Raw genomic sequence first — 12,331 nt, forward strand, 5'->3', positions numbered from 1 at the left:
GCGTGTTGTTCGATGCACCGCCGGTTATTCCCACCCGCGTATTCGCGCGCCTGCCCGATACCTTGCGCAAGCGGGGCAAGGATACTGAATGGCACTGTGGCCAGCCGGGCAATCTGCCCGAGCATTCATTGTTGGAAGGCCCGGCCTTCGACCGCGACGGCACGCTGTGGTGCGTAGATATTCCGTACGGACGCATATTCAAGGTGTCGCCCGACGGCGAGTTCTCGCTTGCGCTGGAATATGACGGCGAGCCCAACGGCGTTGCCATTCATCAGGACGGGCGTCTGTTCATCGCCGACTACGCGCACGGCATCATGGTGTACGACCCGCGCACGGGTGACATACAACCGTTCGTCACGCGGGTGCGGCTGGAACGTCTGAAGGCCGTCAACGACCTGGTGTTCGCGCCCAACGGCGACCTGTTCTTTACCGACCAGGGGCTAACGGGCCTGCATGACCCCACGGGACGAGTGTTTCGTGTACGGGTCGATGGCCGCGTGGACTGCCTGCTGGACAACATTCCCAGTCCGAACGGGATCGCGCTGGATCCCAGCGGTACGGTGCTGTATGTGGCGGTGACCCGCGCCAATGCCGTATGGCGCGTGCCGCTGATGCCGGACGGCACGATTGCCAAGGTGGCGAACTACATCCAGTTATCGGGCGGCGGTGGGCCCGACGGGTTGGCCGTGGATAGCCAGGGAGGCCTGGCCGTGGCCCATATTGGCCTGGGAGTGGTGTGGCTGTTCGACCGGCGCGGCGTGCCGGTGGGCAAAGTGCAATCCGCGGTGGGCGACCACACGACCAACGTCGCATACGGCGGCCCGCACGGAAAGACCCTATACATCACCGAGTCCGAAAGCGGCCAGATCCTGCAGGCGGACGTGGCCGTGGCGGGCCTGGGGCTGTATTCGGGGGTGTAGCGTGGTGGGTAAGGCGGCCTCAGGCATTACTTGCCGATGCAAAAACTCGAGAAGATCTCTCCCAGCAAGTCGTCGCTGGTGAACTTGCCCGTGATGCTGGTCAGGCTTTCGTGCGCCAGTCGCAGTTCTTCGGCAAACAGATCCAGCACGCGGTCGTCCTGCGCGGCGTGTTCGCACGCCAGGGCCAGGTGGTCGGCGGCCAGCTGCAGGGCCTGCACATGCCGTTCGCGCGCAAGCCAGGGCGATTCGGCGCCGGGGTTCCAGCCGGCCAGGGCCAGCAGGCGCGCGCGCAGATCGTCCAGCCCTGTGCCCTGGCGCGCCGAGATGCCCAGCTGTTTGTCGGACGGTTGAAACGGCGCATCCAGCAGGTCCACCTTGTTGAACACCGTCAGCACCGGGGTGCGGGCGGGCAGGCGCGCCACGATCTGCGCGTCGATCTCGTCGCCGGGCTGCGTGGCGTCCTGCAGGTGCAGGATGACGTCGGCCCGTTCGATTTCCTGCCAGGTGCGGGCGATGCCTATGCTTTCGACCGTATCGTCGGTATCGCGCAGTCCGGCGGTGTCGACCACGTGCAGCGGCACGCCGTCGATGTGGATTTCCTGCACCACTTTGTCGCGCGTGGTACCGGCAATGGGTGTGACGATGGCGATGTCGTCGCCTGCCAGCGCATTCAGCAGGCTGGATTTGCCGACGTTGGGCTTGCCCGCCAGCACGACGTGCAGGCCCTCGCGCAGGATGACGCCCTGACGCGCCTGCGCGATAAGCGCGTCCAGATCGGCGGCCAGTGTTTCGAGCGTGGGGCGCGCCTGGTACTTTTCAAGAAAGTCGATTTCTTCTTCGGGAAAGTCCAGCGTGGCTTCGACCAGCATGCGCAGGTGCACGATGCGGTCGGACAGGGCGTTGACGCGCGCCGAGAATTCGCCCGACAGGGACGCCATGGCGCCGCGCGCGGCGGCAATCGATGATGCATCAATCAGATCGGCCACCGCTTCGGCCTGGGCCAGATCCATGCGGTCGTTCAGAAAGGCTCGTCGCGTGAATTCGCCCGGCTCGGCCAGGCGCAGGCCCAGGTCTGCGCCGGCCTGCAGGCAGCGGTCCAGGATGCGCCGCAGCACGGCGGGCCCGCCGTGCCCCTGCAGTTCCAGCACGTCTTCGCCGGTATACGAGTGCGGCGCGCGGAAGTACAGCGCGATGCCTTCATCCAGGTGTTCGCCGGTATCGGCCGTAAAGGGCAGATAGTGCGCGTGGCGCGGTGTAAGGGCGCGGCCGAACAGGCGCCGCATAAGGCCGGACAGATCGGGGCCGGACACCCGGACAACGCCTATGCCGCCACGGCCGGGCGCGGTGGCAATCGCAGCGATGGGGGCGTGTGTGGGCAGGGCCATAGAAAGCAGAATCCAGACAGAGCCAGAAGGGCAATAAGGGAATATAACTGTTGCGTGGGCCGAGGTTTGCTGGTTATGTTCTTCGGCAGTCCAACCGCGGAACAAACTGGGAGAAGCAAGATGGCGTCTCGATGGTTACGTTTATTGGCAGGTGGTGTGGTGACCCTGGCGATGGCGCTGGGCGCCACGGGGCCGGCGGCGGCCCGCGACCTGGTGGTGGCCTTGAAAACCGAACCCAGTTCGCTGGATCCGCAATATCACGCGCTGACGCCGAATACGCAGATATCCCAGACGCTGTTCGATCCGCTGGTGCGCGCCGATTCGAAGCTGCAGCCGCAGCCCGCGCTGGCAGAGTCCTGGACGGTGGACGGCAATGTCTGGACGTTCAAGCTGCGGCCTGATGTGAAGTTCTCGGACGGCACGCCGTTCACGTCGGAAGATGTGGTGTTCACGTACGACCGCATTCCCAAGGTGCCCAATAGCCCGTCGCCCTTTACCCTGTACCTGGGGTCGGTGGCCAAGACCGAGGCCGTGGACCCCCTGACCGTGCGCATCACCACCAAGGCTCCGGCGCCGCTGTTGCTGATCAACCTGGCGCAGTTGCCGATTTTGTCGAAGCAGGCGGCTTCGGGCCCCGCGCCCGAGGGCAAGACCACCACGCAGCTCAATAGCGGCGACGGGCTGGTGGGTACGGGGCCATATAAGTTCGTGTCCTGGAAGCGCGGGGCCGAGCTGGTGTTCGAACGCAATGAACACTATTGGGGCGACAAGCCCGACTGGGACCGCGTGATCTACCGCCCCATGTCGAACGCCGCGGGCCGTGTGGCCGCGCTGCTGGCGGGCGATGTGGACTTGATCGAGGATCCGCCCACCGACGACCTGCCCAACCTGAAGAAGAACGAAGACCTGTACGTGGAAGAAACGCCGTCGGTACGGGTGATGTACGTGGCGATGGACCAGCATGCCGAGCCGACGCCGGGCATCCCGCTCGACAAGAACCCGCTGAAAGACAAGCGCGTGCGCGAAGCGCTGTCGCTGGCGATCAACCGCGATGCCATCGTCGACCGCGTCATGGGCGGGGTGGCCAAGGCCGCGGGCAACGTGCTGCCGTATCCTATGTTCGGCTCGTCGAAGGAACATGCCGAAGCGCCCAAGGCCGACACGGATAAGGCCAAGGCCTTGCTGAAGGAAGCGGGCTATCCGGATGGGTTCACGATTACGCTGGGCTCGCCGTCGGGCCGGTATGTCAACGACTCGAAGATCGCCCAGGCGCTGGCGTCGATGTGGTCGCGCATAGGCGTGAAGACCAGCGTCGAAGCGCTGGCGCCGTCGGTGTTCTTCAAGAAGCGCGACAGCTATGAGTTCAGCGCCTATATGGCGGGCTGGTCGGTAACCAGTGGCGAAATGTCCAATCCGCTGACCTCGCTGCTGATGACCCGCAATCCGGATGCGGGCGAAGGCACGACCAACCGCGGCCGCTATTCCAACCCTGAAATGGACAAGCTGGTGCGAGAGGCGGCATCCACCATGGACGACGACAAGCGCGCCAAACTGCTGCAGCAGGCCAGCAATATCGCCATGGACGACTTCGCGTTGCTGCCGCTGCATTTCGAGTTGTCTGTGTGGGCCATGAAGAACGACATCCGCTACCAGGGGCGGCCCGACCAGACCACGCTGGTGCAGTATGCAACCCTGAAGAAGTAACGCTGGAGCCGCGCCAACGTGCTGGCCACCATTATTCGCAGGCTGCTGCAGACGCTGGTTGTATTGCTGGTGATGTCCGCGCTGGTGTTCGTGGGCATCTACCTGGTAGGCGACCCGGTGTCGATGATGGCCAGCCCCGAGGCCACGGATGCGCAGCGGGAGGAAATACGCGCATCGCTGGGGCTGGACCGGCCCCTGTTGATGCAGTACCTGACCTTCCTGGGCCAGGCGGTGCAAGGCGACTTCGGCAACAGCTTCCTGACCGGCGAGCCGGCCATGCGCCTGATACTCGAGCGCATGCCGGCCACCGTTGAACTGGCCACCGTGGCCATGCTGATGTCGGTGCTGATCGGCGTGCCGCTGGGCATCATCGCGGGCCTGCGTCCCAAGGCGGTTGGATCGCGGGCCATCATGACAGGATCGGTGTTGGGCTTTTCGCTGCCGAACTTCTGGGTCGGCCTGATGCTGATCATGCTGTTTGCCGTGACGCTGGGCTGGCTGCCGGCCAGCGGCCGCGGCGCGACGGTTACGGTGCTGGGCGTGCCGCTCAGCGTGCTGACCCTGAGCGGCTGGGCGAGCCTGATCCTGCCGGCCAGCACGATTGCGCTGGCCAAGTGCGCCATGATCGTGCGGGTGACCCGCGCGGCCACGCGCGAGTCCCTGCCTATGGATTACATCAAGTTCGCCCGGGCGAAGGGCCTGTCCGAAAAGCGCGTGCTGGGCGTGCACCTGCTCAAGAACATCCTGATTCCCATCGTGACGGTGGCCGGGCTGGAATTCGGGCAGGTCATGGCCTTTGCCGTGGTGACCGAAACCGTGTTTTCCTGGCCGGGCATGGGCAAGCTGCTGATCGACTCCATCATCAACCTGGATCGCCCGGTGGTGGTGGCCTACCTGATGTTGATCGTTTTCTTCCTGGTGATGCTGAACCTGATCGTGGACATCGTCTATACCGTGCTCGACCCGCGGGTGCGTCTGGAGCGCCGCGCATGACCACGCCCGTTAGCCCCGCCGATGTTGCCGAGCCGCCTGTCGCCGCGCCGGTGGAGACGCCTCTGCGGCGGTTCATGGCGGATTTCTGCGCCAGCAAGCTGGCGTTGCTGGGCTTGGCGCTGTTGCTGCTGACGGTGGGCGCGGCGCTGTTCGCCCCCTGGATCGCGCCGCAGAACCCGTTCGACATCGGATCGCTGGACATCCTGGATTCAAAGCTGCCGCCAGGCAGCACGAGCAGCGACGGCAGCATGACGTACTGGCTGGGCACCGACGGCCAGGCGCGCGATGTGTTCTCGGCCATTCTGTATGGCATGCGCACGAGCCTGATGGTGGGTACGATCTCGGTGCTTGCCGCCTTTATCATCGGCGCCACGGTGGGGCTGATCGCAGCCTATTTCGGGGGGCGCGTCGACGCGTTCCTGATGCGCGCCGTGGATATCCAGTTGTCGTTCCCGGCCATCCTGGTTGCGTTGATCCTGCTGGCGATCCTGGGCAAGGGCGTGGACAAGGTCATCATCGCGCTGGTGGTGGTGCAATGGGCGTACTTTGCGCGCGCCGCCCGCGGGGCTGCGCTGGTTGAGCGCAGCCGCGAGTATGTCGAGGCGGCGCGTTGCATGTCGCTGGGCTGGGGGCGCGTATTGTTTCGCCACGTGCTGCCCAACTGCATGCCGCCGCTTATCGTCATTGCCACCATAGATCTGGCGCACGCTATTGCACTGGAAGCCACGCTGTCGTTCCTGGGCGTGGGCGTGCCGGTGACCGAGCCATCGCTCGGCATGCTGATCTCGAATGGCTTCGAGTATCTGTTGTCGGGGCTGTACTGGATTTCGTTCTTTCCGGGCATCGCGCTGGCGATTGCCATCGTGGGCATCAACCTGGTGGGGGATCACTTGCGCGACGTGCTCAACCCCCGCAATGCGACATGAGCAGCATGCCCGACATGAATGCGCATCCGTCCGCCGCGCCCATGCTCGAGGTGCGCGGCCTGAAGACGCATTTCTTTACGCGAGCCGGGGTCGTCAAGGCCGTTGACGGGGTAGACCTGTCGGTAGGCGCGGGCGAGATCCTGGGCCTGGTCGGCGAATCGGGATCGGGCAAGAGCATCACGGGGTTTTCTCTGCTGGGGCTGGTGGATCCGCCAGGCCGTGTGGTCGATGGCGAGATACGCCTGAACGGTGAAGACCTGCGCCAGGCTTCGCCGCGGCGCTGGCGCGAACTGCGCGGCAGCGACATCGCCATGATCTTCCAGGACCCCATGATGACGCTGAACCCGGTGCTGCGGGTGGACACCCAGATGGTCGAGACGGTGTTGGCGCACCGTCGGGTCAGCCGGGCCGACGCGCACGCGCGCGCACTCGAGGTGTTGACCAAAGTGGGCATTCCGTCGCCCCAGGAGCGCCTGCGCGCCTACCCGCACCAGTTGTCGGGCGGCATGCGGCAGCGCGTGGCCATTGCGATTGCGCTGCTCAATGCGCCGCGGCTGATCATTGCCGACGAGCCCACCACGGCGCTGGACGTGACCATACAGGGCCAGATTCTTTACGAGATGCAGAAGCTGTGCCGCGAGACCGGCACGGGGCTGATCTGGATCACCCACGATCTGGCGGTGGTCGCGGGGTTGGCGGACCGCGTGGCGGTGATGTATGCCGGCCGCGTAGTGGAAACCGGCACGACGGCCGACGTAATCGGCCAGCCCTTGCACCCCTATACGCGAGGCCTGATCGCGTCGATCCCCACGCCGCATACGCGCGGCGAGCCGCTGGAGCCCATCCCGGGCATGACGCCGTCGCTATTGAACCTGCCGCAGGGCTGTGCGTTTCGCGAACGTTGTGCGCGTGCCACCGAAGCCTGTCTGCAGGCTCCGCCGGCCGTCGAGCACCGGCCGGGCCACTGGGCGCGCTGCTGGCATGCAGGAGATTCGTAGTGCAGACCCCCGCATTCCCGTCTTCCGTGCCTTCGGGGCAACCGCCATCGCGGCAGGCAGGCGTTCCGGTTTTGTCGCTGCGACAGGTAGAGCAGCATTTCGTGCAGCCTGTCGATTTGGCCGGCCGCATCGCCAACCTGTTCGGGGCCGGCCTGAAGACGCTGGTGGTGCAGGCGGTGGGCGGCGTGGACCTGGACGTGCGCGCGGGCGAAGTGATAGGCATCGTCGGCGAGTCCGGCTGCGGCAAGTCGACCCTGGGCCGCATGGTGGCCGGCATCCTGCGCCCCACAGGGGGAGAAATCCTGTACCGCGGCGCGTCCGTGGCGAAGATGCCGGCACGCGAGCGCCGCGCCTATGAACTTGGGGTGCAGATGATCTTCCAGGATCCTTATGCATCGTTGAACCCCCGCATGCGGGTGCTGGACATCATCGGCGAGGCGCCCGTGGCGCACGGCCTGATCCGCAGTGGCGAGAAGGCCGCTTATGTGGCTGGCTTGATGCGCCAGGTGGGCCTGGACCCGGCTTACGCGCAGCGCTATCCGCACCAGTTCTCTGGCGGGCAGCGACAGCGCATCGGCATTGCACGCGCCCTGGCGCTCAAGCCATCGGTGATCGTGTGCGACGAGGCGGTCGCCGCGCTGGATGTGTCGATCCAGGCGCAAGTGCTGAATCTGTTCGCGCAGTTGCGCCGCGAGCTGGACCTGACGTATCTCTTCATCAGTCATAATCTCAGCGTGGTGAGCCATATCTCGGACCGTGTGGCCATCATGTACCTGGGCCGCATTGTCGAACTCGCGCCGACCGAGGCGGTGTTCTCGCGGGCGAATCACCCGTACACCCAGGCCCTGCTGAAAGAGCTGCCGGACCTGCGCCCCGGACGGCGCGATTACCAGCCCATCAAGGGCGAGCTGCCCTCGCCGCTGGCGCCGCCGGCTGGCTGTGCGTTTCATCCCCGGTGCCCGCACGCCATGCCGCGCTGCTCGGCCGAGCGGCCGCTGCTGCGCCAGATCGCGCCCGGCCACGCCAGCGCATGTCATTTGAATGATGAGCCGGGACGCCCGGGCGCGGCCGGCGCAAGCGCGAATGGTGTCTGACACCCTGCGGGAGTCAGACACCGGGGCGTGGGCGGGGTGAGCGGGTGGGTGATGTTCGGTGGGTGTCAGACTCCCGGCAGGGTGTCTGACACCGAGCGGTGGGCGGTTGAATGCACGCCCGCGGAGCGGTTTATTTGCTCCGCCGGAAATGCGCCCCCAATATGCTAAAAGACTTGGGTATCAGCAATTTCTGTAGGCCAGACGCTATGAAAACCATTGATGAGATTGAACGCGCTCATGCCGACTTGACCAGTCTGCGGCGCGATATCCATGCGCATCCCGAACTGGCGTTCCAGGAAACCCGTACGTCGGCGCTGGTGGCCGAACGGCTGCGCAGCTTCGGTATCGAGGTGCATACCGGCTTTGGCAAGACGGGCGTGGTGGGCGTGCTGAAGTCGGGATCGGGCGGCAAGACCGTCGGCGTGCGCGCCGACATGGACGCCCTGCCCATGCCCGAGCACAATCGTTTCGCGCACAAGTCCACCATCGAAGGCCGCATGCACGGTTGCGGCCACGATGGACATACGACCATTTTGCTGGGCGCAGCCGAGTACCTGGCAAAGCACCGCAATTTCAACGGGACTGTCGTCTTCATTTTCCAGCCCGCCGAAGAAGGCGGCAATGCCGGCGCGCGCGCCATGATGGAAGACGGCCTGTTCGAGAAATTCCCCTGCGACGCCGTGTTCGGGCTGCACAACATGCCGGGCATGCCGGTGAACCAGTTCGGCTTTCGCAGCGGCCCCGCGATGGCGTCGAGCAACCGGTGGGACATCACCATACGCGGCGTGGGCGGCCATGCGGCGCAGCCGCACCGTTCGGTGGACTCCATCGTCATCGCGGCGGATATGGTGCACGCGCTGCAGACGCTGATCTCGCGCAGCAAAGACCCGCTGGAATCGGCGGTGCTGACCATCACCCAGATCCATGCCGGCGACGCCTACAACGTCATCCCCGGCGAGGCCGTGCTGCGTGGAACGGTGCGCACCTACACGGTGGACGTGCTGGACCAGATCGAAGAAGGCATGCGCCGCATTGCCACGACCCTGCCGCAGGTATATGGCGCGACGGGCGAACTGGATTTCGTGCGCGCCTATCCGCCGCTGGTGAACTGGGAAAAGGAAACCGAGTTTGCCGCCCAGGTGGCGCGCGAAACCTTCGGCGACGAGCAGGTCAACTGCGATATCCCCGCTTTCATGGGCGCCGAAGACTTTGCCTTTTATCTTGAGAAGGTTCCCGGTTGCTATCTGTTCCTGGGCAACGGCGACGGTGACCACCGCCTGGCCAGTTATCACGGCATGGGGCCCTGCCAACTGCACAACCCCAACTACGACTTCAATGACGCCTTGCTGCCGGTGGGCGCCACCTACTGGGTCAAGCTGGTCGAAAAGTTCCTGGCCGCCTGAACGGCGCTGCCCCGCCGCCGCGCGGCCAGTGTGGTGCGCGGCGCTGCGGACCTATATGACCTGAGGCTTTGTCCAAACACCGATAACTTCGTTGGGGGTGCAGGCGGCGGTTTGCATAATTCAAGGCTCTGAATACCGGAGCCGTCCATGTCTGCCAGTACCGCGCTGCGCCACGCCGAACGAGCCGATGCATTTTTCCAGGATTTCGATGTCCGCCCCCTGCCCGGCGGGCTGGGCGCCGAAATCGTCGGCCTGGACCTTGCACAGCCGCTGGGCGACGATGACTTCGCGCGCGTGCACCGCGCGCACCTGGACCACCATGTAGTGGTCTTTCGCGACCAGCGCATCACGCCGCAGCAGCATATCGACTTCAGCCGCCGCTTCGGCAAGCTGATGATCCACGTACTGCACCAGTACCACTTGCCGGGCCATCCAGAAGTCCTGATCGTGTCGAACATCATCGAGCAGGGCAAGCCCGTGGGGCTGGGTGATGCAGGCAAGTACTGGCATTCCGACATCTCGTACAAGCCGCTGCCCAGCCTGGGCTCGCTGCTGCATGCGCAGGAACTGCCCGCCGAGGGCGGCGACACCCTGTTCGCGGACATGCACAAGGCGTACGAGACACTGCCGCTTCACTTGCGCCGGGCCATCGATGGCCGGCGCGCCGTGCACTCGTATCTGGCCAAGTATGGCCAGATGCAGAAAGACGGCAACTGGCGCCCCACCCTCAGCCCCGAGCAATTGGCACAAGTGCAGGAGGTCGTGCATCCCGTCGTGCGCACGCATCCGGAAACCGGCCGCAAGGCGCTGTTTGTCAGCGAAGGCTTCACGACCCGCATCGAGGGCCTGCCCGAAGACGAAAGCCGGCAGATTCTGGACGAGCTGTTCGCGCACAGCGTGCGGCCCGAGCACACGTACCGCCACGTATGGCGCGATCACGATCTGGTCTTCTGGGACAACCGGTCGCTGATCCACCTGGCCACGGGGTGCCCGCCGCACCTGCGCCGCAAGCTGTATCGCACCACCATCGAAGGCGACCTGCCGTACTGAACGGGATCACACCATGCATAAACTGTCCCCCCCCCGACATCGCCTGCGCCGCTACCTTGGCGCCGCGTTCCTGGCGCTCGTGATTGCCGTGCTGGCGCTGTTGTCGCCCACGCCGGCGCTGGCCGAAGGCCGCCTGCGCATCGCCGAGCAGTACGGCATCGTGTACCTGATGTTGAATGTGGCGCGCGACCAGCAATTGATCGAAAAGCACGGCAAGGCGGCCGGTGTGGATATCGAGGTGGAATGGGTCAAGCTATCCGGGGGCGCGGCGGTCAACGATGCGTTGTTGTCGGGCAGCGTGGACATCGCCGCGGCGGGCGTGGGCCCCCTGCTTACCATCTGGGATCGCACGCGCGGCCGCCAGAACGTCAAGGGCGTGGCGTCGCTGGGCAATTTTCCCTATTACCTGGTGACCAACAACCCTGCAGTCAGGACGATCGCCGACTTCACCGATAAAGACCGCATCGCCCTGCCGGCGGTGGGCGTGTCGGTACAGGCTCGCGTGCTGCAGCTGGCTGCGGCCAAGCAATGGGGCGATGCGCAGTATGCCAGGCTGGATACGATCTCGGTGGCCATGCCGCACCCTGACGCGGCGGCCGCCATTATCTCGGGCGGCACGGAAATCACGGCGCACTTCGGCAACCCGCCGTTCCAGGACCAGGAGCTGGCGCAGAACCCCGACGCGCGCATCGTGCTGAATTCGTACGATGTGCTGGGCGGGCCCAGTTCCGCCACGGTGCTGTTCGCTACCGAGAAGTTTCGCGAAGATAATCCCAAGACTTACGGCGCTTTCCTGAAGGCGCTGCAAGAGGCGGCGCAATTCGTGTCGGCCAATCCGGAGCAGGCGGCCGATATTTATCTGCGCGTGACGGGGGCGAAACTCCACCGCGATTTCCTGGTCAAGGTCATTACCAATCCCGACGTGTCATTTACCTTGCAGCCCAACAATACGCTGGTGCTTGCCAAGTTCATGGGCCAGGTGGGCGCCATCAAGAAAACCCCCCACGACTGGACCGAATACTTCTTCGACGATCCCGCCATCGGGCAGGGCAGCTGAGATGTCAGAATCGCTACTGCAGGTGCGAGACCTGACACTGGAATACAAGACGCCGCAGCGCCGTGTGCGGGCAACGCACGAGGTCAGCTTCGATGTGCTGGAAGGCGATCGCTATATCCTGCTGGGCGCATCCGGGTGTGGCAAATCCACCCTGCTCAAGGCCATCGCGGGTTTTGTCGCGCCCACATCCGGCCAGATCCTGTTGGGCGGCAATCCGGTGTCGGGCCCCGGGCCCGATCGCATCGTGGTGTTCCAGGAATTCGACCAGCTGCCGCCCTGGAAGACGGTGCTGGACAACGTGATGTTTCCACTGGCGGCCTCGCGCAGGCTGGGCCGGGCCGAGGCGCGCGAGCGCGCGCTGCACTACCTGGACAAGGTGGGCCTGTCGGCATTTGCGGGCGCATACCCTCATACCCTGTCGGGTGGAATGAAGCAGCGGGTGGCGATCGCGCGTGCGCTGGTCATGCAGCCGCGCATCTTGCTGATGGACGAGCCGTTCGCGGCGCTGGATGCGCTGACGCGCCGCAAGATGCAAGAAGAACTGCAGGCATTGTGGGACGAAGCGCGTTTCACCCTGCTTTTCGTCACGCACTCGATCGAAGAGGCGCTGGTGCTGGGCAATCGCATTCTGCTGTTGTCGCCGCATCCCGGCCGCGTGCGGGCCGAGCTCGACGCCCAGGCGTTCGACTTGCACAGCCAGGGGTCCGCGGCGTTCCAGGCGGCAACGCGGCGCATCCATGATCTGTTGTTCGACGCACCCGCGCATCGTCCGCTGCAGCGGGCCGCCTGAGCCCGCCGGAA

At 65.1% G+C, this 12,331-nt stretch carries 11 protein-coding genes; 10 read left to right on the forward strand and 1 reads right to left on the reverse strand.

Annotation, left to right across the window (positions count from 1 at the left end; all coding sequences use genetic code 11):
- The first annotated feature begins 5 nt into the window (after positions 1-5).
- Entirely contained in the window at positions 6-920 is a 915-nt protein-coding gene (locus CAL18_RS18420; RefSeq protein WP_094818563.1) for an SMP-30/gluconolactonase/LRE family protein, read from the forward strand.
- A gap of 26 nt (positions 921-946) precedes the next feature.
- Here CAL18_RS18420 and mnmE read toward each other — a convergent pair whose 3' ends face one another.
- Positions 947-2,299 carry a tRNA uridine-5-carboxymethylaminomethyl(34) synthesis GTPase MnmE gene (mnmE, locus tag CAL18_RS18425; RefSeq protein WP_094818564.1) on the reverse strand — a complete coding sequence of 451 codons (1,353 nt, stop codon included), beginning with the start codon at positions 2,297-2,299 and terminating at the stop codon, positions 947-949.
- A gap of 126 nt (positions 2,300-2,425) precedes the next feature.
- Between mnmE and CAL18_RS18430 the strand changes: the two genes are divergently transcribed.
- The 9 genes from CAL18_RS18430 (at position 2,426) to CAL18_RS18470 (ending at position 12,320) form a co-directional block, all read left to right on the forward strand.
- Positions 2,426-4,009 carry an ABC transporter substrate-binding protein gene (locus CAL18_RS18430; protein ID WP_026640560.1) on the forward strand — a complete coding sequence of 528 codons (1,584 nt, stop codon included), beginning with the start codon at positions 2,426-2,428 and terminating at the stop codon, positions 4,007-4,009.
- Between the two features lie 18 nt (positions 4,010-4,027).
- Positions 4,028-5,002 (forward strand): ABC transporter permease, encoded by a 975-nt coding sequence (locus tag CAL18_RS18435; RefSeq protein WP_094797629.1) that lies wholly within the window; start codon positions 4,028-4,030, stop codon positions 5,000-5,002.
- On the forward strand, positions 4,999-5,928 hold the full coding sequence (locus CAL18_RS18440) for an ABC transporter permease (RefSeq protein WP_094818480.1): 930 nt from the start codon (positions 4,999-5,001) through the stop codon (positions 5,926-5,928). The genes CAL18_RS18435 and CAL18_RS18440 overlap by 4 nt, the downstream gene beginning before the upstream one ends.
- Entirely contained in the window at positions 5,925-6,926 is a 1,002-nt protein-coding gene (locus CAL18_RS18445) for an ABC transporter ATP-binding protein (protein ID WP_094797630.1), read from the forward strand. Before CAL18_RS18440 ends, CAL18_RS18445 begins: the two co-directional genes overlap by 4 nt.
- A 26-nt stretch (positions 6,927-6,952) precedes the next feature.
- A complete protein-coding gene (locus CAL18_RS18450; RefSeq protein WP_051423850.1) occupies positions 6,953-8,020 on the forward strand; it encodes an ABC transporter ATP-binding protein in 1,068 nt (355 codons plus the stop codon).
- Positions 8,021-8,226: 206 nt separating this feature from the next.
- Complete coding sequence (locus tag CAL18_RS18455) at positions 8,227-9,423, forward strand: M20 aminoacylase family protein (protein WP_026640564.1); 1,197 nt, start codon at positions 8,227-8,229, stop codon at positions 9,421-9,423.
- Positions 9,424-9,570: 147 nt separating this feature from the next.
- Positions 9,571-10,473: a TauD/TfdA dioxygenase family protein gene (locus tag CAL18_RS18460; RefSeq protein ID WP_038852499.1), complete on the forward strand. Its 903-nt coding sequence runs from the start codon at positions 9,571-9,573 to the stop codon at positions 10,471-10,473.
- A gap of 13 nt (positions 10,474-10,486) precedes the next feature.
- Positions 10,487-11,530 (forward strand): ABC transporter substrate-binding protein, encoded by a 1,044-nt coding sequence (locus tag CAL18_RS18465; RefSeq protein WP_094818481.1) that lies wholly within the window; start codon positions 10,487-10,489, stop codon positions 11,528-11,530.
- A gap of 1 nt (position 11,531) precedes the next feature.
- Positions 11,532-12,320: an ABC transporter ATP-binding protein gene (locus tag CAL18_RS18470; protein WP_094818482.1), complete on the forward strand. Its 789-nt coding sequence runs from the start codon at positions 11,532-11,534 to the stop codon at positions 12,318-12,320.
- The last annotated feature ends 11 nt before the right edge of the window (positions 12,321-12,331 follow it).

Origin of the sequence: Bordetella genomosp. 7 (assembly GCF_002261415.1) — a bacterium.
GTDB lineage: Bacteria > Pseudomonadota > Gammaproteobacteria > Burkholderiales > Burkholderiaceae_B > Bordetella_A.

Coding starts and splice junctions, on each gene's coding strand:
- CAL18_RS18430 (WP_026640560.1), top strand. CDS start 2,426: ATGGCGTCTCGATGGTTACGTTTATTGGCAGGTGGTGTGGTGACCCTG.
- CAL18_RS18440 (WP_094818480.1), top strand. CDS start 4,999: ATGACCACGCCCGTTAGCCCCGCCGATGTTGCCGAGCCGCCTGTCGCC.
- CAL18_RS18445 (WP_094797630.1), top strand. CDS start 5,925: ATGAGCAGCATGCCCGACATGAATGCGCATCCGTCCGCCGCGCCCATG.
- CAL18_RS18455 (WP_026640564.1), top strand. CDS start 8,227: ATGAAAACCATTGATGAGATTGAACGCGCTCATGCCGACTTGACCAGT.
- CAL18_RS18460 (WP_038852499.1), top strand. CDS start 9,571: ATGTCTGCCAGTACCGCGCTGCGCCACGCCGAACGAGCCGATGCATTT.
- CAL18_RS18465 (WP_094818481.1), top strand. CDS start 10,487: ATGCATAAACTGTCCCCCCCCCGACATCGCCTGCGCCGCTACCTTGGC.
- CAL18_RS18470 (WP_094818482.1), top strand. CDS start 11,532: ATGTCAGAATCGCTACTGCAGGTGCGAGACCTGACACTGGAATACAAG.